We start from the raw sequence: 20314 nt of genomic DNA, 5'->3' as shown, positions 1-20314 counted from the left end.
GCAGCCAGATCAGGATGTTCTGCTTATGACGATGTCGGCCCGCCTCACCTTGATCCTTTGCGCCGCGCTGCTCAGCGCCTGCGCCAGTCGCACGCCGCCGCCAGCCCCCGTGGTTCGCGCACCGATCGTGTTCGCTCCCTCCCAAAATTTTTCCCCTGTTGCTGAAGACGTGTTGTTCCGCGCCCTTGGCCTGGTCGGTACGCCGTATCGCTGGGGCGGCAATACGCCGGATTCCGGCTTCGATTGCAGCGGCCTGATCGGTTTCGTCTACCGCGATGCGGCAGGGATCTCCCTGCCACGTTCGACCCGCGAAATGATCGTCATGCAGGCGCCGAATGTCGGCAAGGAAGGCTTGCAGACCGGCGACCTGATCTTCTTCGCCACAAACGGCGGCTCGCAAGTCAGTCATGCAGGGATTTACGTGGGTGAGGGGCGTTTCGTGCATGCACCGGCAACGGGCGGTACGGTCAAACTCGACAGCCTGTCGAAGGCTTACTGGCAGAAGGCGTATCTGAGCGCCAAGCGGGTGTTGCAGCCGGGGCAGTTGGCGCATAACCCGTAAATCAAACCTGAGAAACCAAAGTGTGCGGGCTGCTCGCGAATGCAGTGTGTCATTCAATAAAATATTGACTGATCTGCCGCTTTCGCGAGCAACCCCGCTCCCACATTTTTGGATCAGGTAAAGGTCGGAGTTATTTGCTGGCCGTCACTCGCCACACTTTGTTCCCGACATCATCTGCCACCAGCAAGCCACCTTGCTGATCGATCACCACGCCCACCGGGCGGCCCAGCGCGTTCTCGTCCTTGTCGAGGAAACCGGTCAGCACATCCACCGGTTGACCAGTCGGTTTGCCACCACTGAACGGCACGAAAATTACCTTGTAGCCACTGTGCGGTTTGCGGTTCCAGGAGCCGTGCTGACCAATGAACGCGCCTTCCTTGAATTGCGCCGGCAAGCGGTTGCCTTCGGCGAAGGTCAGGCCCAGCGAAGCCGTGTGCGGGCCGACGGCGTAGTCTGGAGCGATGGCCTTGGCCACCAGGTCGAGGTTTTGCGGTTTGACCCGCACGTCGACGTGTTGCCCGTAATAGCTGAACGGCCAGCCATAGAAACCGCCGTCCTTAACTGAAGTGATGTAATCCGGCACCAGGTCGCTGCCGATTTCGTCACGCTCGTTGACTGCCGTCCACAGCGCGCCGCTGGTCGGCTCCCAGGCGAGGCCGTTGGGGTTGCGGATGCCTGAGGCGAAGATCCGGTGATTGCCGGTGGCGCGATCGACTTCCCAGATCGCTGCGCGGCCTTCTTCCTGATCCAGACCGTTTTCGCCGACGTTACTGTTCGAGCCGACGGTGACGTAGAGCTTGCTGCCGTCCTTGCTGGCGATGACGTTCTTGGTCCAATGGTGATTCAACGTGCCGCCGGGCAGGTCGACGACTTTGATCGGTTGGGTCTTGATCTCGGTGGCGCCCGGCTCGTAGTTGAAGCGCAGCAGGCGATCGGTGTCGGCCACGTACAAGTCGTTTCCGACCAGTGTCATGCCAAATGGCGAATTGAGATTCTGCAGGAACACCGTGCGGGTTTCTGCGACGCCATCGTGGTCGGCATCACGCAACAGGGTGATGCGGTTCGGGCTCGGCACGCCAGCGCCGGCCTTGCCCATGACTTTTTTCATCACCCAGCCGCGAATGCCTTTGCTGTCATCGGGCTTGGGCGGCGCGTTGGTTTCCGCCACCAGCACATCGCCGTTGGGCAGCACGTAGAGCCAGCGCGGGTGATCGAGGCCTTCGGCAAATGCGGCGACCTGGGTGCCGGCCACAGCAGTCGGTTTTGCACCCTCCGACCAGCCCACTGCGGGGGCGATGTTCACTGTCGGGATCAGCGTCTTGTTCGGTTCGGGCAGCTTCGGTGACGGGCCGGTGCCGTCGGAGACTTGCAGGCTGGAGGTTTCACCGCAGGCGGCGAGCCCGCCAGCGACGGCGATGATAAGAGCGAGTTGGGCCTTGCGCATTGCTGATCTTCCCTATGAATGCATTCCTAATCATAGAGGAGGGCGCAGGCCCGATGGTTCAACTGCTCAACCGCGGGCTTCTTTGAGCAATACGGCGATGCCGGGGTGATAGTTGCCTGCGTCGTTGTGCAATTTGCGATAGGCATAGGGGAAATACCAGGCCACCGCGCAGGTGTGCTCTTTTTGCAGGTCGTCGACCATGTCCTGCAGTTCTTCGGGGCTGGCGCTGTGCTGGGCTTTTTGCGGGGCAACGAACAGGCAGCCGAGCTTGAGATCACTGGCGTAGCTGATGCGCTTGGCATCAACGGTGATGTCGAGCAGGGCCTGGGTCAGGTTGAGGTTGTTGACCCGTGGCCAGCGTTGCGTGGCCTGAATGAACGCGCGATCTTCGGCGCCGGCTATAAGCAGGTCAGCGCGTGCGTTACGCTCGCCTTCTTCGTTCTGTTTGCGCGTGGCCGTGTCGCTCAGGGTCACCATTTCGGCCAGCCATGCTGCTGCCGAGAGCAAACCGAGGTTGGCTTTTTCGTCGTGCCAGTACGGCGTGTCGTTGTCGCCGCGCACGCTGTTGTAGCGATCGATACAGTCAAACCAGCGTTCCAGCACCGGGCGCAGAAATTCCAGGCGCGGGTTGCTGATGATCATGCCTTGCATCGTCGTCATCCTTATTATTGTGATGGGCTTTTCGAGAAAAGCATGGCTCTTTGATATCATTTGTCACAGTCTGGCACAAGATTGCCGCTGCACAATTGATCAGCGGCGGTTATTCGCTCGCAAAGCGCCTCTTCAATTGACGCTCCACCCCCAACCCTCTAACCTTCGCCGCTTGTTTCAGGTGCTCTGTGGCCCCGCGTCGACAGAGTGAAACAGGGAAGCCGGTGAGGATGGTCTTCAAGCGAAGCCACGACGATCCCGGCGCTGCCCCCGCAACGGTAAATGAGTGAAAACTGCGCCTTGAGCCACTGCCTCGAAAGAAGCGGGAAGGCGCGCAGCCCGGCGAAACGCCGCTCATGAGCCCGGAGACCGGCCTGATCCATCTCAGCGGCATCACGGTGGGCGATGCCAGGCTTCTTGCCGTCTATTCTTGTGCCTGCCCGCCGTTATCCAGCCTCAACGGAGAGCTCCCCAATGAACGATTCCCCCGAGCGCGACGAACGCCATCTGGCGCGCATGCAGCGCAAGAAAGCCGTGATCGACGAACGCATCGCCAATTCGCCCGACGAATGTGGCTTGGTACTGGTGCTGACCGGCAATGGCAAAGGCAAGAGCAGCTCGGCGTTCGGCATGCTCGCCCGCGCCATGGGCCACGGCATGCAATGCGGTGTGGTGCAGTTCATCAAGGGCCGCAACAGCACCGGCGAAGAATTGTTCTTCCGCCGCTTCCCCGAGCAGGTGCGTTTCCACGTCATGGGCGAAGGCTTCACCTGGGAAACCCAGGATCGTCAGCGCGACATCGCCGCTGCGACCGCGGCTTGGGAAGTCTCCCGCGAATTGTTGCGCGACCCGGCGATCGGTCTGGTGGTGCTCGATGAGTTGAACATCGCGCTCAAGCATGGCTACCTCGATCTGGATCAGGTGCTCAGTGATCTGCAGGCACGTCCGCCGATGCAGCATGTGGTCGTCACCGGTCGCGGCGCCAAGCCGGAAATGATCGAGATGGGCGACACGGTCACCGAGATGGGCATGCTCAAACACGCCTTCCAGGCCGGCATCAAAGCGCAGAAAGGCGTCGAACTTTGAAGCAACCACGTCACTGCCCGGCGGTGCTGATCGCCGCGCCGGCCTCCGGTCAGGGCAAGACCACCGTCACCGCCGCGCTCGCTCGTTTGCATCGCAACCAGGGACGCAAGGTCCGCGTGTTCAAATGCGGCCCGGACTTTCTCGACCCGATGATCCTCGAGCGCGCCAGCGGTGCGCCGGTATATCAATTGGACATGTGGATGGTCGGCGAGCAGGAAAGTCGCCGGTTGTTGTGGGAAGCTGCGGCCGAGGCGGACCTGATTCTGATCGAGGGCGTGATGGGCTTGTTCGACGGCACGCCGTCCAGCGCTGACCTGGCGCGTCATTTCGGTGTGCCGGTGCTCGGGGTGATCGACGGCACTGCGATGGCGCAGACCTTCGGCGCCTTGGCGCTGGGCCTGGCGAAGTATCAGCCGGACTTGCCGTTCGCTGGCGTGCTGGCCAACCGCGTCGGCACCTTGCGCCACGCGCAATTGCTCGAAGGCAGCCTCACCGAAGGACTGCGCTGGTACGGCGCGCTGTCTCGCGAGACTGGCATCGAGTTGCCGAGCCGCCACCTCGGCCTGGTCCAGGCCGGCGAATTGAATGACCTTGATGTACGCCTCGATGCGGCCGCCGATGCGCTGGCCAGCAGCTGCCAGGTCGCGCTGCCACCGGCCGTGGAATTCGCTGCGCCTGACGTCATCGCCGCCGAGCCTCTATTAAGAGGTGTGCGCATCGCCGTGGCTCGTGATGAAGCGTTTGCCTTTACCTATGGCGCGAGCCTCGATCTGCTGCGGGCGATGGGCGCCGAGCTGCATTTCTTCTCGCCAATCCGCGACACGCAATTGCCCGACGCAGACAGCCTCTATCTGCCGGGCGGTTATCCGGAGCTGCATCACGTCGCGCTGGCGCAAAACACCTCGATGCTTGCAGCGATCCGCGCGCACCATGCGGCGGGCAAGCCGTTGCTCGCCGAATGTGGCGGAATGCTTTATCTGCTCGATTCGTTGACTGATGTCGAAGGCACCCGTGCTGAACTGGTTGGTTTGCTCAAGGGCGATGCGGTGATGCAGAAGCGTCTTGCGGCGCTGGCGTTGCAGGCGGTCGAGTTGCCGGAAGGTTCTTTGCGAGGGCATACGTATCATCATTCGCTGACCACCACTGAGCTGGCGCCGATTGCCCGGGGCTTGAGCCCGAATGGCGGGCGTGGCGCTGAGGCGGTTTATCGTGAGGGGCGGATGACGGCTTCTTATGTGCACTTTTATTTCCCGTCGAATCCGACCGCGATTGCTGCGTTGTTTGCGCCCGACCGTGAGGCCGTCTTCGCGAGCCAGCTCGCTCCCACATTGAATGGTGAGCTTCCTGAAGAAATGAGATCCCCTGTGGGAGCGAGCCTGCTCGCGAAGAGGCCATGACCGACAACACATTCTCCGAAGCTGAACGCGCAGCGGTCTACAAGGCCATCGCCGAACGCCGCGACATGCGCCACTTCACTGGTGGCAGCGTTGAACCGCAGCTGCTGCGACGTTTATTGGAAGCCGCTCATCAAGCTCCAAGCGTCGGTCTGATGCAGCCCTGGCGCTTCATCCGCATCAGCGACCGCAGCCTGCGCGGGCAGATCCGCGATCTGGTCGAGGAAGAACGCGTGCGCACCGCCGAAGCTCTCGGCGAGCGCAGCGATGAGTTCATGCAACTCAAGGTCGAAGGCATCAACGATTGCGCTGAAGTATTGGTCGCGGCGCTGATGGACGACCGCGAAAAGCACATCTTCGGCCGGCGCACGTTGCCGGAAATGGACATGGCCTCGTTGTCCTGCGCGATCCAGAATCTATGGCTGGCCTCCCGTGCCGAAGGCCTGGGCATGGGCTGGGTCTCGCTGTTCGAACCGCAAGCCTTGGCGGATTTGCTCAAGCTGCCGGCCGGTGCCAAGCCGCTGGCGGTGTTGTGTCTGGGCCCGGTCAAGGAATTCTATCCGGCGCCGATGCTGGTGCTTGAAGGCTGGGCGCAGGCGCGGCCGCTGAACGAGTTGCTGTACGAAAATTATTGGGGAGTGAGTCAATGAGTGTGGCGTTGCTGAGTGTCGCCGCGGTAGCGCTGGATGCGCTGCTAGGTGAACCGAAACGCTGGCATCCGCTGGTGGCGTTCGGCAATTTCGCCGGGCGCATCGAGCAACGCTTCAACGCCGGCGGTCGTGGCTGGCGCAGCCATGGCGTGACGGCGTGGGTACTCGCGGTGCTCCCCCTGACCTTGCTCGCCACGGCATTTTCCTGGGCGCCTTACGTGGGCTGGATTGTCGAAATTCTCGCGCTGTACTGCGCCCTCGGCATGCGCAGCCTCGGCGAACATGTCGCGCCGGTCGCAGCGGCGTTGCGCGCCAATGATCTGGACGAGGCGCGCAAGCGCGTCGGATACCTGGTCAGCCGCCAGACCGATGAACTCGACGGCAACGCCGTTGCCCGCGCCGCCACGGAGTCGGTGCTGGAGAACGGCAGCGATGCGGTGTTCGCCGCGCTGTTCTGGTTTGTCGTCGCCGGAGCACCGGGCGTGGTGCTCTATCGACTGAGCAATACCCTCGATGCGATGTGGGGTTATCGCAACGAACGCTTCGAACGTTTCGGCTGGGCGGCAGCGAAAATCGACGACTTGCTCAATTACATTCCTGCGCGTCTGGTGGCGTTGACCTACGCGCTACTGGGCAAAACCCGACTCGCACTGAGGTGCTGGCGTACCCAGGCGCCAAAATGGGACAGCCCCAACGCCGGCCCAGTGATGGCGGCGGGTGCCGGCGCGCTGGGCGTCGAGTTGGGCGGCCCGGCGATCTATCACGGCGAACTGCACGAGCGCCCGCAACTGGGCGAAGGTGCGCCGGCCGATGCCGATTCCATCGACCGTGGCTGGCAATTGGTCCAGCGCGGCGTATGGTTGTGGCTGCTGATGCTTTGCCTGGGGGCGCAATTTTATGCTTGAGCACGGTGGCCGGTTGCGCAAGGCTGCACTCGATTACGGGATCGTCGAGGCCGACTGGCTCGACCTGTCCAGCGGCCTCGCGCCGTGGCCGTTCCCGATCCCCGAGATCCCGCTGCGCGCCTGGGCACGCCTGCCGGAAACCGACGACGGACTGGAGCAGGCTGCCTGCGACTACTACGGCGCGGCGCAGGTGTTGCCGGTGGCCGGCTCGCAAATGGCCATCCAGCTGCTGCCGCGCCTGCGCCGGGCCGGCAAGGTTGGCGTATTGTCGCCGTGCTATGCCGAGCACGCCGAAGCCTGGCGGCGCAGCGGTTATATCGTCCGGGAAGTGCTCGAGCAGGAAGTCGAGTTCTTTCTCGACAGCCTCGATGTGCTGGTGGTGGTCAACCCGAACAATCCGACCGGCCTGAGGCTGACCCCGGCGCGCCTGCTCGACTGGCATGCGCGGTTGGCGCAACGCGGTGGCTGGCTGGTGGTCGACGAAGCGTTTATGGACAACACGCCGCAACTGAGTTTGGCGCCCTATGCGCATCAGGTCGGGTTGGTGGTGTTGCGTTCGTTCGGCAAGTTTTTCGGTCTGGCCGGGGTGCGCCTCGGCTTTGTGCTGGCCGAGCGCAAGTTGCTCAAACTGCTCGCCGAACAGGTCGGGCCGTGGGCCGTGAGCGGGCCGACGCGGGTGCTCGGTACGGCGTGCCTGCAAGACACCGAGGGTCATACCCGTCAGCGGATTCGCAGCGATGAAGCGAGCGAACGGCTGGCGGCGCTGCTGACCCGTTGCGGCTTCGCCCCGCAGGGTGGCTGCGCGCTGTTTCAGTGGCTGATCACCGAGCGCGCCGAAGCGCTGCACGAGTTCCTCGCCCGGCGCGGCATCCTCCTGCGCCTCTTCATTCACAACAGCAGTGTGCGTTTCGGCCTGCCTGCCGATGCCACGCAAGAGCTGCGCCTCGAACAGGCGTTGCAAGCGTTCGCCAAGGACAATTCATGACCACTCTGATGGTGCAAGGCACCACGTCCGATGCCGGCAAGAGCACGCTGGTCACGGCGTTGTGCCGCTGGGCCACTCGCCAAGGCGTGGCGGTGGTGCCGTTCAAACCGCAGAACATGGCGCTCAACAGCGCAGTGACCGCTGACGGCGGCGAGATCGGTCGCGCTCAAGCGGTGCAGGCGCAGGCGGCCGGCCTTGAACCGCACACTGACATGAACCCGGTGCTGCTAAAGCCCAACAGTGACACCGGCGCGCAAGTGATCATTCATGGCCGCGCGGTGACGACGATGAATGCCGTCGCTTATCACGATTACAAGGCCATCGCGATGCAAGCGGTGCTCGCTTCCCATGCGCGGCTCAGCGCGGCGTATCCGCTGGTGATAGTCGAAGGCGCCGGTTCGCCGGCGGAGATCAATCTGCGCGCCGGCGACATTGCCAACATGGGCTTTGCCGAGGCGGTCGATTGCCCGGTGCTACTGATCGCTGACATCAATCGCGGTGGGGTGTTTGCCCATTTGGTCGGCACGCTGGAACTGCTTTCACCGAGCGAACAGGCGCGGGTCAAAGGCTTCATCATCAACCGTTTTCGCGGCGATATCGCTTTGCTGCAACCGGGCCTCGACTGGCTGGAACAGCGCACCGGCAAACCGGTGGTGGGCGTGTTGCCCTACGTGATGGATCTGCACCTTGAGGCCGAGGACGGCATCGACCAACGCCAGACCGACAAGGCCGAGCGAGTGTTGAAAGTGGTGGTGCCGGTGCTGCCGCGCATCAGCAATCACACCGACTTCGACCCGCTGCGTCTGCATCCGCAGGTCGATCTGCAATTCGTCGGCCCGGGGCAGGCGATTCCTGCCGCCGATCTGATCATCCTGCCGGGCTCGAAAAGCGTGCGCAGTGATCTGGCTTATCTGCGCGCCAATGGCTGGGACGCGGCAATCAATCGGCATCTGCGTTACGGCGGCAAGGTGCTGGGGATTTGCGGCGGTCTGCAAATGCTTGGTGAGCACGTGCATGATCCGCTCGGCCTCGAAGGCGCTGCTGGCTCCAGCGCCGGTCTGGGTCTGCTGGCGTTCGAAACGCAACTCGAAGCCGAGAAGCAACTGCGCAACGTGCACGGGCGGCTGGCGTTGGAAAACGCCGCAGTCAGCGGTTATGAAATTCATGCCGGGGTGACCACCGGACCGGCGCTGGAAAACGCGGCCGTGCAACTGGACGACGGACGTTGCGATGGCGCGCAGAGTGCTGATGGCCAGGTGTTCGGTACCTATCTGCATGGTTTGTTCGAATCCCCCGAGGCGAGTGCGGCGTTGTTGCGCTGGGCCGGGTTGAGCGACGTGCAGGAGGTCGATTACCACGGCTTGCGCGAGCGCGATATCGAGCGGCTGGCGGATCTGGTGGAGAAGCATCTGGATACCGGGCTGTTGCGTCAGCTCTGCGGGATTTGAGTTGTCTGGGCTGGCCCTTTCGCGAGCAGGCTCGCTCCCACAGGAAAATGCGATCAACTGTGGGAGCGGGCTTGCCCGCGAAGGGGCCGGTTGCCTCACCACACATTTTTGGATGAACCCATGCTCCAACTGATCCTCGGCGGCGCCCGCTCCGGCAAGAGTCGTCTGGCGGAAAAACTCGCCAGTGACAGCCATCTGGCGGTCACCTACATCGCCACCAGCCAACCGCTCGACGGCGAAATGAACCAACGCGTCGCCCATCACCGCGCACGCCGCCCGGCCGACTGGGCATTGATTGAAGAGCCACTGGAACTGGCCCGCGTGCTGCGCGAATCCGCTGGCGCCGAGTGCTGCGTGCTGGTCGATTGCCTGACGCTGTGGCTGACCAATCTGCTGATGCTCGACGACGCCGAACGTCTCGCCGCCGAGCGTGAAGCCTTGATTGACTGCCTGGCCGCGCTGCCAGGCGAGATCATTTTCGTCAGCAACGAGACCGGAATGGGGGTCGTGCCGCTGGGCGAACTGACTCGTCGTTATGTCGATGAAGCCGGTTGGCTGCACCAAGCTCTGGCCGAGCGCTGTCAGCGAGTTGTGCTGACCGTCGCCGGCCTGCCCCTGACTTTGAAAGGACCTGCGTTATGAGCCCGACCTGGTGGCTGAACCCATGCAAATCCGTGAATGCCGAGATCGTTGCGCAAGCGACCGAGCGCCAGCAGCAATTGACCAAACCGGCCGGTTCGCTGGGACGCCTTGAATCGGTGGCCGTGCAACTGGCCGGCTTGCAAGGTCAGCCCAAGCCAACGCTGGAGCACATCTGGATCGCGATTTTCGCTGGCGATCACGGCGTGGTGTCGGAGGGGGTTTCGGCTTATCCGCAGGAAGTCACCGGACAGATGCTGCTCAATTTCGTCAGCGGCGGCGCGGCGATCAGCGTGCTGGCGCGTCAACTCGGCGCGCAACTGGAAGTGGTCGATCTGGGCACAGTGAATCCAGCGCTGAATCTGCCCGGCGTGCGGCACATGAACATTGGCCCGGGAACGGCGAATTTCGTTCAGGGCTCAGCGATGAATCCGGCCCAGGGCGAATTGGCCTTGCAGGCGGGCCGCGACAGCGTGTTACGCGCCAAGGCTGCCGGTGCGCAGTTGTTCATCGGCGGCGAAATGGGCATCGGCAACACTACCGCCGCCAGTGCGCTGGCCTGCGCGTTGCTCGATTGCCCGGTGGCGCACCTCACCGGTCCGGGCACTGGGCTGAATGCCGCTGGCGTCAGTCGCAAGGCGCAAGTGATCGAACGCGCGCTGGCGTTGCATGGTGCGCAGCGTGGCGATGCCTTGCAGACGCTGTTCAACCTCGGCGGTTTCGAGATTGCCGCGTTGGTCGGCGCTTATCTGGCCTGCGCGCAGGAAGGCATTGCGGTACTGGTCGACGGTTTCATCTGCACGGTCGCGGCGCTGGTCGCGGTGCGCCTGAATCCGGCCTGTAGCCAGTGGCTGTTGTTCGGCCATCGCGGCGCCGAGCCGGGCCATCGCCATGTGCTGGAAACGCTCAGCGCTGAACCGTTGCTGGACCTCGGCCTGCGCTTGGGCGAGGGCAGTGGCGCGGCGTTGGCAGTGCCGTTGTTGCGCCTGGCGTGTGACCTGCACGGGCAGATGGCGACGTTCGCTGAAGCGGCCGTAGCGGATCGCCCGGCATGAGCCTGCGCCTGGATCTGCTGCGCCACGGTGAAACGGAACTGGGCGGCGGCCTGCGCGGCAGCCTCGACGACGCGCTGACCGCAAACGGCTGGGCGCAGATGCGTGCAGCGGTGGTTGAAGGCGGGCCGTGGGATCGCATTGTCAGCTCGCCATTGCAGCGTTGCGCGCGCTTTGCCGCCGAACTCGGTGAGCGATTGAACCTGTCGGTGCATCTGGACAAGGATCTGCAAGAGCTGCATTTCGGCGCGTGGGAAGGGCAGAGCGCGGCGGCGTTGATGGAAACCGATGCCGAAGCGCTGGGGCTGTTCTGGGCTGATCCCTATGGATTTACGCCACCGCAGGGTGAGCCGGTCAGCGAGTTTTCCGCGCGGGTCCTGGCGGCGGTGTCGCGTCTGCACGCGGCCTACTCCGGTGAGCGGATTCTGCTGGTCAGCCACGGCGGCGTGATGCGCTTGTTGCTCACGCAGGCGCGAGGGCTGCCGCGCGAGCAGCTGCTCAATGTCGAAGTCGGCCACGGCGCACTGTTCGCACTGACCGTCGCGGCTGACGGCATGCTCAAGGAAGGTTACTGACATGTTGCCGCTGTGGATCGCCTTGCAGTTTCTCAGCAGCCTGCCGATTCGCCTGCCGGGCATGCCCGAACCGCAACAGCTGGGGCGGTCGTTGCTGTTTTATCCGCTGGTGGGGTTGTTGTTCGGGCTGGTCCTCTATGCGATGCATCTGTTGTTATTCGGCGCTCCGTTGTTGCTGCATGCGGCACTGTTATTGACTGTGTGGGTATGGCTCAGCGGCGCATTGCATCTCGATGGCCTGGCGGATAGCGCCGATGCCTGGCTCGGCGGCTTCGGTGATCGCGAGCGCACGCTGACGATCATGAAGGATCCACGCAGCGGGCCGATTGCGGTGGTCACGCTGGTGCTGGTGTTGTTGTTGAAATTCGCCGCACTGCTGGCGCTGATCGAACAAGGGCATACCTTGGCGCTCATCATCGTGCCGGTGCTTGGGCGAGCGGGGCTGTTGGGGTTGTTTCTGACTACGCCGTATGTGCGTGCGGGTGGTTTGGGGCAGGCGCTGGCCGATCATCTGCCGCGTAAAGCGGGGTGGTGGATGCTGGGGTTGAGTGCCTTGGGATGCGCGCTGATCGCCGGCTTCGGCGCGGTGCTGATTTCGCTGGGTGTGTTTGTCTGGCTGCGGCGGATGATGATGCGGCGGTTGGGCGGGGCTACCGGGGACACGGCGGGGGCATTGCTGGAATTGCTGGAGATGGGGGTGTTGGTCGGCCTCGCTTTGGTCTGAAAGATTTGCGTTGATGATGCTGGCCTCTTCGCGAGCAGGCACCACAAATGTTATGGGTGTGGTCATCTGTAACTTGATTTAACACAGTCGCGGGTATATACACGCATCATGCTTCCTTCTCAGTGTTTGTGCACCAATCTGCGTCGCGCCGCGCGTGGCGTCAGCAGGCATTACGACGGCGCTCTCGACGGCTTCGGGATCAACGTTGCCCAGTATTCTCTGCTGTGCAATCTGCAGCGCCTGGAGCAGCCGAGCATTTCCGAACTGGCCGAGGCCATGGGCCTGGATCGCAGCACGCTCGGGCGCAATTTGCGCGTGCTCGAGGGCGAAGGTCTGGTGGCGCTGGCCGAAGGCGAGGACATGCGCAACCGCATCGTGCGTCTCACCGAAACCGGTGTGCAGCGCCTGGCGGCGGCATTGCCAGCGTGGGAAGCGGCGCAACAGCGGCTGATCGACCGTCTCGGTGTCGAGAAGCGCGAAACCTTGCTCAAACTGCTCGACGAACTGGCCTGACGCCAGTTTGCTCGAGCCCAAGCGGGTATATACCCGCGACCGGAGAACAATAATGACAACGATGTGGCGTACGTGCGGTTGGGTGTTGCTGGGGAGTGCGCTGATCCTGGCGTTGTCATTGGGTGTGCGCCATGGATTTGGTCTGTTCCTGTCGCCAATGAGCGCGCAATTCGGCTGGGGGCGCGAAGTCTTTGCCTTTGCCATCGCCCTGCAAAACCTGATCTGGGGCCTGGCGCAACCGTTTACCGGCGCGCTGGCCGACCGCTTCGGTGCGGCGAAAGTGGTGCTGATTGGCGGTGTGCTGTATGCGCTGGGCCTGGTCTGCATGGGTCTGGCCGATTCGCCGCTGAGCCTGTCATTGAGCGCCGGCCTGTTGATCGGCATCGGTTTGTCCGGCACTTCGTTCTCGGTGATCCTCGGTGTGGTCGGCCGCGCCGTACCGGCCGACAAACGCAGCATGGGCATGGGCATAGCCAGTGCCGCCGGTTCGTTCGGCCAGTTCGCCATGCTGCCGGGTACTCTCGGGTTGATCGGTTGGCTCGGCTGGTCGGCGGCGCTGTTGGTGTTGGGCCTGCTGGTGGCGATGATCGTGCCGCTGGTGAGCATGCTCAAGGACAAACCGCTGCCGGTGCTTGGCCATGAACAGACTCTTTCCGAAGCGCTGCGCGAAGCTTGTTCGCACTCCGGTTTCTGGCTGCTGGCGTTCGGCTTTTTTGTCTGCGGTTTTCAGGTGGTGTTCATTGGCGTGCACTTGCCAGCGTATCTGGTCGATCAGCATCTGCCGGCGAGCGTCGGCACCACAGTGCTGGCGTTGATCGGGTTGTTCAACATCTTCGGTACTTATACCGCCGGCTGGCTCGGCGGGCGCATGTCCAAACCGCGCCTGCTGACTGCCTTGTATCTGTTGCGCGCAGTGGTGATCGTGCTGTTCCTGTGGTTGCCGGTGACGACCACGTCGGCGTATCTGTTCGGCATGGCCATGGGGTTCCTGTGGCTCTCGACGGTGCCGCTGACCAACGGTACGGTGGCAACCTTGTTCGGCGTGCGCAATTTGTCCATGCTCGGTGGCATCGTCTTTCTTTTCCATCAGCTCGGCTCGTTCCTGGGGGGCTGGCTGGGCGGGGTTGTGTACGACCGGACCGGGAGTTATGAATTGATCTGGCAAGTAGCGGTTGTCTTGAGCCTGCTGGCGGCAGCGCTGAACTGGCCGGTGCGCGAGCGTCCGGTGGCGCGGCTGCAAGCTGCGGCGAGCGCAGCATGAGCCGGATCGGCACGCGGTTCGCCATTGCCGCACTGGCGGCGGCGCTGCTGGCGCTGGTGTGGTGGGGCTGGCAGCGCGGCGGTCTGGCGCTGATGCAGTTGGGCATGAGCATTTGCTAGATGGCAGCGTGGCGAGTAACGTCGAAACCTTGATGACTGCCTAAGGATTTCGACATGTTGATGCGCTGGTGTGCTGTTCCCGCGTTGCTGATGGCGTTGACTGGTCTGGCTCAGGCTGGCGAATGTCCGGAGCTGCTGCAAGGCTCGCTGCCGAAGTTGCGCGCCAGGGAATCCATCGATCTGTGCAAGCAGTACGCCGACAAGCCACTGGTGGTAGTCAATACCGCCAGCTTCTGCGGTTTCGCCCCGCAGTTCGAAGGACTTGAAGCGCTGAACAAACGCTACAAGGCGCAAGGGCTGGAAATGCTTGGCGTGCCGTCGAATGACTTCAAGCAGGAGTCCAAGGATAGCGTGGAAACGGCCAAGGTCTGCTACGCCAACTACGGCGTGACCTTCAACATGACCGAGCCGCAGAAAGTTCGCGGCGACGACGCCACCCATCTGTTCCAGGTGCTGGCCGCGCAAAGCAATGCGCCGAAGTGGAATTTCTACAAGTACGTGGTCGACCGGCAGGGCAAGGTGGTGGCGAATTTTTCCAGTTTGACCAAACCGGATGACCCCGAGTTTATCGCCGCGATCGAGAAGGCAATCGCGTCGAAACCGCTGAAGCCCTGACGCCTTGTGATGATCCTGCACGTTGTACGGATTTCAGGCATGAAAAAGCCCCGCCTCTGCGAAGAGAGCGGGGCTTTTTTGGAGGCGAGGGGTTAACCTCGCCAAGGTGCATCAGAAGCGGTAAGTCGCGCCGACACCGAAGCCGTTTGCCGAGTTTTCATACTTGGCATCGTAGGTCTGGCCACGGTTGTTTTCGTTGCGAATGTTGACCGACTCTTCTTTCAGGTACGAGTACGCGACGTCGATGGTCAGGTCGTCGGTCGGGCTCCAGCCGGCACCGATACTGAAGATGGTGCGGTCGCCAGTCGGGATGCGCGGCGAGCGGTCTTCGTTATTGGTTGGCGACTGGTCGAAGGTCAGACCGGTACGCAGTACCCATTCCTTGTTCAGCTGATACGAGGTACCCACGGCGTAGGCCCACGAGTCATGCCAGTTCTGGTCTTCATTGATCGTACCGAACTGACTGGCAAGCAGAGGCTGCACACCGGAGTTCTTCACGGTGATCTTGTCCAGCTGGCTCCAGCGGGTCCAGGTGGTACCGGCGTAGACATTCCAGCGATCGTTGATCGCCTGAGTGACCGACAGGTCCACGGATTCCGGCGTGGTGATCTTCAGCGAAGCGTCGTACTTCTGACTGGCGCCAACGCCCACGAGCGCCAGCGCGTTGTAATTGACCTTGGTGTTGCCTTCGAGCTTGTAGTCGACTTTTGAGTGATAAGTCAGGCCCACACGCGTGGTGTCGGTGGCCTGGACCAGCAAGCCGACGTTATAGCCCAGCGCGGTGTCGTCACCCTTGATCTTGACCTTGCCATCCGGCAGTGCCTGGGTAATCGACAGGTTGGATTCCAGCGAGCCGTCGATGCGGTTGATGGTGGGGCCGAAACCGATCGATACCTTGTCGTTGAAGGCGTAGCTGACGGTCGGCTGGAAGGTGATGACCTGCACTTCGGATTTGCTGCCGAAATAACGGCCGGCGAAGCCGTTTTCATAATCCGTGATCAGGCCGAACGGTACATACACGCCGAGACCGAATGCCCAGTGATCATCGATCGGTTTTACATAAAAGCCCATCGGTACGGCGGTGAGGGGCACCATGTCGCCCTTGTTGCTGCCGCCATTAGGGCTGGAGCTGGTATCGCTGATATCGGTATGCGCGTCGACCAGGGCGACGCCGCCGGTGACCTGTTCGCGCTTGATGCGCGCCATGCCGGCCGGGTTGCCATAAACAGTGCTTGCGTCGTCGGCAGAAGAAGATCGCCCGGCAAAACCAGTCCCCATCCCACTGATGCTTTGTTCGTTGAGGGCAAAACCTGCCGCGAAGACGTGTGTGGAGGCAAGGGTAACGGCGAGGCTAAGGGTGGTTTTGAGCATGACTTTTTTCATTATTAGAACTCCTGGTGATCACCGGGGCGAAAATTACCAACATTTTCGTCCCAGCGCTATAGCCTGAATGCCTTGAGTTAGAGCGGTTTTGTAGGACAATCCGACCAAAATGCCGGCCTGATGCGAGAACTTGTGAAACCGCCCGGTCAGCAAGCGACCTGATTCAGCGGTGAAACACAGGTTTGCCAGGCATAGGTGAAGTCGCGCAAACGGCCTTGCGGCTGGAAGGTCTGGCGCCAGATGCGCGCCATGCCGAGCAGGTCGGTCGGCGCGGGGAGGGTGGGGTTCTGTTCTTCCACCAGCAGCCAGGCGATGGCAGTGGCGTAACGCAGGTTGACGGTCAGTTCCAGATGCGGGCCGCTGAGAAACGCATGCTGGCTGGCGAGGCCGCGCACCAGGCTGGCGCGCTCCGGATCGAGCGCCAGGTAATCATCCCAAAGCGCCTGGTGGCGATGCTCGGCGATTCGGTAGAGGCCGTGGCCACGGCGGTCATGCAGGGCAGAGCCTAGGGCGGATTGGCTGGCAGCGATACCCAGCAGCAGGGATTCGGCGGTTGCGCAGTGGCGTCCCAGATAGATCAATGTGGGACGGATCACATAGCGGCACAGTTCGCTGGCAGCGATACCCATAACACCCTCGGTTCTTGTTGTTGGGGGCGAGTCCTGAAGGGGGCTTTGGCAGCGGTGGATCGACTCAGGCTCGCCGCAAGCGGGTCACGCCGCTTGAGTTGAAGTGTAGTGTCATATTCAGCGTGTAAAGGTTTGTTTTTAAAATATTTGTGCCATGGCTTTCCTGGCGTTAGATCGGAACATGCTTAGAAGCGCAGCGCTAACAGTGAAATATCAGGCAATAAAAAGCCCCGCTTTGCAGCAGGGCTTTGCTTTTGCAGCCTGTCCGGCTTTCAGGCAACCAGTGCCTGACGTGTACGCTCGATCACCGCCTGCAGCGGTTCGGCGCTGGAGTATTGATCGGGGTACAAACGCTCGCTGTGACGAGCAATGCCGTGTTCATTGACCACGGTGAAGCTGAAGCAGCCTTTGCGAGCGGCCATGATCAGGCAGTTCATTGGAGCAAAAGCGTTGGTTAGGGTGCGAATGGCATCCTGAGTCTGGATTTGAGTAGACATAGTTATTAGGTGTTCCTACAAATGACACGGATAAGAACCGTGCAACGTTAAAACGTTCCAGTAACGTTGATCACCATTGATCAAACGAAGAACCCGACTGGAACAAAGCAGCCAGTTTGAAGCGCTGATAAATGAGCGCGCTTGGGCTGGCAGGTAGGTACTTAGGAGGACAGGCATCACAGCGAGGGCAAAGGTTCTGGGCCCGGGGTGAAGATCCTGATCAATTTGCAGGTTGGTTCGGTCAGAGTAAGTGGTCTTCGCAACGCCCTTTGCTTTCATTCAAAGGCAGCGTTGTCGCAAGATTTACCTGGAAACCATCGAGGGGTCGTTCTCGCTTTTTTCGGCACTGGCTTCCTGTTGGAAGTTGACCGTGGGAGATGTTCGACCGGAATTGACTTTCAGCTTGGTACTAACGCCGCGGATAGTAACGGATCCTTTCTGGCGAAGCAAACTCCAGCTCAAAAAAAGGACGAATGGCCGTGGTCGGGTTTGACCATCCGTCGGCGCCCACGTTTTCATAAGCGCTCTTGACCTTTGATAACCGAGCAAAGCGACTCGAAAAAGCGCGTGCATATAACCGGCTCACAGGTACTTGTGCACATTGGTTGCGCAGAGCGTAACGCAACTGTCACATCAATCCTGACTCCAGCCGCTGCCTGTATGAAAAGTTTAAGTCAATGAAAAATATCGCCTTTTTTTGTTGGTGAAAAAATCGTCAGTTTGACTGCGAGCCCCATTCCATAAGGCTTTGCGAGGATTGGAAGGCGGTTGTCCACTGACTTATCCACAGCTTCTGTGGATTGTCCCTAGCGCTTGCTCTAGGACGGGCGTGCCGGGTTTTTTTCGACTTTACCTGTAAGAAAAAGAGAGTAAAGTGGCGCGCCTTCCGATCTGTCCCGCAGTGCTTTATGAAGTTTCGCTCAGTATCAGACTCTGTCACCTCCAACCCGTCCTCTGCTACCGCCCCCAAGCGTTTCTCCGTGCGCGTGGCTGAGTGGCTGCTCGATGCGCCGCGCCTGAGCGACAGCCCGAGCGCCAAGCATCTTGCCGGGCGCCTGCTTAAACAACCGGCCCGGGAAGGCGTTGTCGCCGCGCAAAGCCGCCTCGGCCAGTTGATTTGTCGTGAATGCGGTAACGCCCGTGACCGCCGTATCGGTCAGGAGTTGTTGCGTCAGGCGGCCCGCGCCGGTGACCGACGCGCGCAGCAGGAACTCGGTCTGATCGAAGACTGAGCTGTCCAAGGCCTGACACCTTGGTTAACCTTCAGGCTTTATCCGATTGGCAGGAGTCGCTATGGCTATGGACTTGACCAGCGCATTGCTTGGTCTTGCGGCAGCAGGGTTGCCGCTGCTGGCGCTGGCCTGGCAACTGCAACGCCGGGCCAGCAGCGGCCAGGCCGATCTGGCCTTGCTCGAAGAGCGCCTGGCCATGGCGCAACTGGCCCAGGACGGCCTCACCGCGCAGCTTGAAGCGAGCCGCGATGAAATTGCCGACCTCGGCCAGGCCAACGCTGCCAAGCAGGCAGACCTTGCCGCCCTGCGGCGCGAAGTCGAATTGCTGCAGATCGAGCGTGATGACGCCCGCGATGCTTCCCACGCGTGGAACCTCGAACGCGCCAACAAGGACGCTGAGTTGCGCCGTCTTGATGCTCACGCGGCATCGCTCAGCGCCGAACTGCGTGAGCAACAGGAAAGCCATCAACAACGCCTGAACGATCTGCAGGGCTCGCGCGATGAGTTGCGTGCACAGTTCGCCGAACTGGCCGGCAAGATCTTCGATGACCGCGAGCAGCGCTTTGCCGAAACCAGCCAACAACGGCTCGGACAGTTGCTCGATCCGTTGAAAGAGCGCATCCAGTCCTTTGAAAAACGCGTGGAAGAAAGCTATCAGGCTGAAGCCCGCGAGCGTTTCTCGCTGGCCAAGGAGCTGGAGCGTTTGCAGGCGTTGAATCTGCGTTTGAGCGACGAAGCGACCAATCTGACCCGCGCGCTCAAGGGTCAGAAAACCCAGGGCAATTGGGGCGAACTTATCCTCGAGCGCGTTCTTGAGCACGCTGGTCTGGAAAAGGGTCGCGAGTACCAGACGCAGGTCAATCTCAAAGGCCCGGACGGCGAGCGCTTCCAGCCCGATGTGATCATTTACCTGCCCGGCGACAAGCAGGTGGTGGTCGATTCGAAGGTCAGCCTCACCGCTTATCAACAATATGTTGCGGCAGATGACGACACCCTCGGGCAGATCGCAATCAAACAGCACGTGCTGTCGCTGCGCAATCACGTCAAAGGCCTGGCCGGTAAGGATTACAAACGTCTGGAAGGCTTGCACAGCCTGGATTTCGTTTTGCTGTTCGTACCGATTGAGGCAGCATTTTCCGCGGCGTTACAGGCTGAACCGTCGCTGTTTCAGGAAGCTTTTGACCGCAACATCGTGATTGTCAGCCCGACCACGTTGCTGGCCACGCTGCGGGTGATCGACAGTCTGTGGAAGCAGGAGCGGCAGAGCCAGAACGCCCGGGAAATCGCCGAGCGCGCGGGCTGGCTGTACGACAAGTTCGTGTTGTTTATTCAGGATCTGGACGAAGTGGGCAATCGTCTGCAGCAACTGGACAAGGCTTACAGCTCAGCGCGTAACAAGCTCACAGAAGGGCGCGGCAATCTGGTCAGTCGTAGTGAGCAATTGAAGTTGCTCGGTGCGCGGGCGAGCAAGAGCTTGCCGGCGGATCTGCTGGAGCGGGCGATGACGGATGTTGATGGGTTGGTTGAGTTGCCTGAGTAAAATTCCCAGGCTCGTTTTTTTCTGGCTGATTGGGGGCATATCCGTTGCTGCGGTCGTGGCCGCTGGCGGTTTCGCCTGACGGCGAGTTACTTTTTTACAAGCGCCCGGAATGCCGGCCCCAAAAAAATAAGCAAAAAACGCTAGCTCCTGCGTTCGGCCCTCGCAGGCTCGGGTTCCTTCGCTCCGGGACTGATCCGGGCGCAGCGGCTACGGTTTGCTTCGCTGCACCTATTTGCGCTGTGTCTGGCTGCGCCAGACGGTCGCTGCGCTCCCACGCCCGGATCAATCCCTCCACTCAGCCTCCGACGTCGCCGGTGAATCAAGATCAAAAGCACTCGAGCTTGCGCTCATTGTGTAGGAGCTGCCGAAGGCTGCGATCTTTTGCTTTTGCTTTTGCTTTTCTGTGGGAG

The 20314-nt window shown here is 61.4% G+C and carries 22 protein-coding genes and 1 riboswitch; of the genes, 17 read left to right on the top strand and 5 right to left on the bottom strand.

Annotated elements, in window-relative coordinates; translation table 11 throughout:
• Window positions 1–25: 25 nt before the first annotated feature.
• Entirely contained in the window at window positions 26–562 is a 537-nt protein-coding gene (locus ACIGDJ_RS23455) for a C40 family peptidase (protein WP_101158749.1), read from the top strand.
• A 130-nt stretch (window positions 563–692) separates the two neighbouring features.
• On the opposite strand, the gene ACIGDJ_RS23450 is transcribed toward ACIGDJ_RS23455, so the two are convergent.
• Both ACIGDJ_RS23450 and ACIGDJ_RS23445 read right to left on the bottom strand, forming a co-directional pair.
• Window positions 693–2006 carry a sorbosone dehydrogenase family protein gene (locus ACIGDJ_RS23450; protein WP_101158705.1) on the bottom strand — a complete coding sequence of 438 codons (1314 nt, stop codon included), beginning with the start codon at window positions 2004–2006 and terminating at the stop codon, window positions 693–695.
• 66 nt (window positions 2007–2072) lie between these two features.
• A complete protein-coding gene (locus ACIGDJ_RS23445; RefSeq protein ID WP_101158706.1) occupies window positions 2073–2657 on the bottom strand; it encodes a hypothetical protein in 585 nt (194 codons plus the stop codon).
• A gap of 162 nt (window positions 2658–2819) precedes the next feature.
• A riboswitch (cobalamin riboswitch) is annotated at window positions 2820–3050 on the top strand.
• 81 nt (window positions 3051–3131) lie between these two features.
• Here ACIGDJ_RS23445 and cobO point away from each other — a divergent pair.
• The 14 genes from cobO to ACIGDJ_RS23375 all read left to right on the top strand — a co-directional run bounded on the left by cobO (window position 3132) and on the right by ACIGDJ_RS23375 (window position 14623).
• Window positions 3132–3743 carry a cob(I)yrinic acid a,c-diamide adenosyltransferase gene (cobO, locus tag ACIGDJ_RS23440; protein ID WP_101158707.1) on the top strand — a complete coding sequence of 204 codons (612 nt, stop codon included), beginning with the start codon at window positions 3132–3134 and terminating at the stop codon, window positions 3741–3743.
• On the top strand, window positions 3740–5140 hold the full coding sequence (locus ACIGDJ_RS23435; protein ID WP_101158708.1) for a cobyrinate a,c-diamide synthase: 1401 nt from the start codon (window positions 3740–3742) through the stop codon (window positions 5138–5140). The genes cobO and ACIGDJ_RS23435 overlap by 4 nt, the downstream gene beginning before the upstream one ends.
• On the top strand, window positions 5137–5787 hold the full coding sequence (gene bluB, locus ACIGDJ_RS23430; RefSeq protein WP_101158709.1) for a 5,6-dimethylbenzimidazole synthase: 651 nt from the start codon (window positions 5137–5139) through the stop codon (window positions 5785–5787). Before ACIGDJ_RS23435 ends, bluB begins: the two co-directional genes overlap by 4 nt.
• On the top strand, window positions 5784–6692 hold the full coding sequence (cbiB, locus tag ACIGDJ_RS23425; protein WP_101158710.1) for an adenosylcobinamide-phosphate synthase CbiB: 909 nt from the start codon (window positions 5784–5786) through the stop codon (window positions 6690–6692). The genes bluB and cbiB overlap by 4 nt, the downstream gene beginning before the upstream one ends.
• Window positions 6685–7677, top strand: coding sequence for a threonine-phosphate decarboxylase CobD (gene cobD, locus ACIGDJ_RS23420; RefSeq protein WP_397479692.1), 993 nt, complete (start codon window positions 6685–6687; stop codon window positions 7675–7677). Before cbiB ends, cobD begins: the two co-directional genes overlap by 8 nt.
• Window positions 7674–9125 carry a cobyric acid synthase gene (locus ACIGDJ_RS23415; RefSeq protein ID WP_313005976.1) on the top strand — a complete coding sequence of 484 codons (1452 nt, stop codon included), beginning with the start codon at window positions 7674–7676 and terminating at the stop codon, window positions 9123–9125. The genes cobD and ACIGDJ_RS23415 overlap by 4 nt, the downstream gene beginning before the upstream one ends.
• Window positions 9126–9245: 120 nt before the next feature.
• A complete protein-coding gene (gene cobU, locus ACIGDJ_RS23410) occupies window positions 9246–9767 on the top strand; it encodes a bifunctional adenosylcobinamide kinase/adenosylcobinamide-phosphate guanylyltransferase (protein ID WP_101158713.1) in 522 nt (173 codons plus the stop codon).
• The gene (gene cobT / locus ACIGDJ_RS23405) at window positions 9764–10819 is read left to right on the top strand and encodes a nicotinate-nucleotide--dimethylbenzimidazole phosphoribosyltransferase (RefSeq protein ID WP_101158714.1); all 1056 of its coding nucleotides are present in this window, start codon (window positions 9764–9766) and stop codon (window positions 10817–10819) included. The genes cobU and cobT overlap by 4 nt, the downstream gene beginning before the upstream one ends.
• Window positions 10816–11391: an alpha-ribazole phosphatase family protein gene (gene cobC / locus ACIGDJ_RS23400; protein ID WP_397479693.1), complete on the top strand. Its 576-nt coding sequence runs from the start codon at window positions 10816–10818 to the stop codon at window positions 11389–11391. Before cobT ends, cobC begins: the two co-directional genes overlap by 4 nt.
• Window position 11392: 1 nt before the next feature.
• Entirely contained in the window at window positions 11393–12115 is a 723-nt protein-coding gene (locus ACIGDJ_RS23395) for an adenosylcobinamide-GDP ribazoletransferase (protein WP_101158716.1), read from the top strand.
• Window positions 12116–12223: 108 nt separating this feature from the next.
• Window positions 12224–12628, top strand: a complete 405-nt coding sequence (locus ACIGDJ_RS23390; RefSeq protein ID WP_101158717.1) for a MarR family winged helix-turn-helix transcriptional regulator — start codon at window positions 12224–12226, stop codon at window positions 12626–12628.
• Window positions 12629–12680: 52 nt separating this feature from the next.
• Window positions 12681–13889 (top strand): MFS transporter, encoded by a 1209-nt coding sequence (locus ACIGDJ_RS23385; protein ID WP_101158718.1) that lies wholly within the window; start codon window positions 12681–12683, stop codon window positions 13887–13889.
• Entirely contained in the window at window positions 13886–14008 is a 123-nt protein-coding gene (locus ACIGDJ_RS23380; protein WP_256589799.1) for a hypothetical protein, read from the top strand. The genes ACIGDJ_RS23385 and ACIGDJ_RS23380 overlap by 4 nt, the downstream gene beginning before the upstream one ends.
• A 54-nt stretch (window positions 14009–14062) precedes the next feature.
• Window positions 14063–14623: a glutathione peroxidase gene (locus ACIGDJ_RS23375; RefSeq protein WP_101158719.1), complete on the top strand. Its 561-nt coding sequence runs from the start codon at window positions 14063–14065 to the stop codon at window positions 14621–14623.
• A 111-nt stretch (window positions 14624–14734) separates the two neighbouring features.
• On the opposite strand, the gene ACIGDJ_RS23370 is transcribed toward ACIGDJ_RS23375, so the two are convergent.
• From ACIGDJ_RS23370 to ACIGDJ_RS23360, 3 genes are all read right to left on the bottom strand, one after another.
• Window positions 14735–16006, bottom strand: coding sequence for an outer membrane protein transport protein (locus ACIGDJ_RS23370; RefSeq protein ID WP_313005993.1), 1272 nt, complete (start codon window positions 16004–16006; stop codon window positions 14735–14737).
• 146 nt (window positions 16007–16152) lie between these two features.
• The gene (locus tag ACIGDJ_RS23365; RefSeq protein ID WP_024012180.1) at window positions 16153–16635 is read right to left on the bottom strand and encodes a hypothetical protein; all 483 of its coding nucleotides are present in this window, start codon (window positions 16633–16635) and stop codon (window positions 16153–16155) included.
• A 272-nt stretch (window positions 16636–16907) separates the two neighbouring features.
• Entirely contained in the window at window positions 16908–17132 is a 225-nt protein-coding gene (locus ACIGDJ_RS23360; RefSeq protein WP_016773719.1) for a hypothetical protein, read from the bottom strand.
• A gap of 908 nt (window positions 17133–18040) precedes the next feature.
• Here ACIGDJ_RS23360 and ACIGDJ_RS23355 point away from each other — a divergent pair.
• Both ACIGDJ_RS23355 and rmuC read left to right on the top strand, forming a co-directional pair.
• On the top strand, window positions 18041–18364 hold the full coding sequence (locus tag ACIGDJ_RS23355; protein WP_313005997.1) for a sel1 repeat family protein: 324 nt from the start codon (window positions 18041–18043) through the stop codon (window positions 18362–18364).
• 175 nt (window positions 18365–18539) lie between these two features.
• A complete protein-coding gene (gene rmuC / locus ACIGDJ_RS23350) occupies window positions 18540–19904 on the top strand; it encodes a DNA recombination protein RmuC (protein ID WP_178081178.1) in 1365 nt (454 codons plus the stop codon).
• Window positions 19905–20314 lie beyond the last annotated feature (410 nt).

This window comes from Pseudomonas sp. NPDC079367, from assembly GCF_044542195.1.
GTDB lineage: Bacteria > Pseudomonadota > Gammaproteobacteria > Pseudomonadales > Pseudomonadaceae > Aquipseudomonas.
The sequence above is the reverse complement of the archived record's forward strand: the minus strand, read 5'-3'. Positions and strand labels throughout refer to the sequence as shown.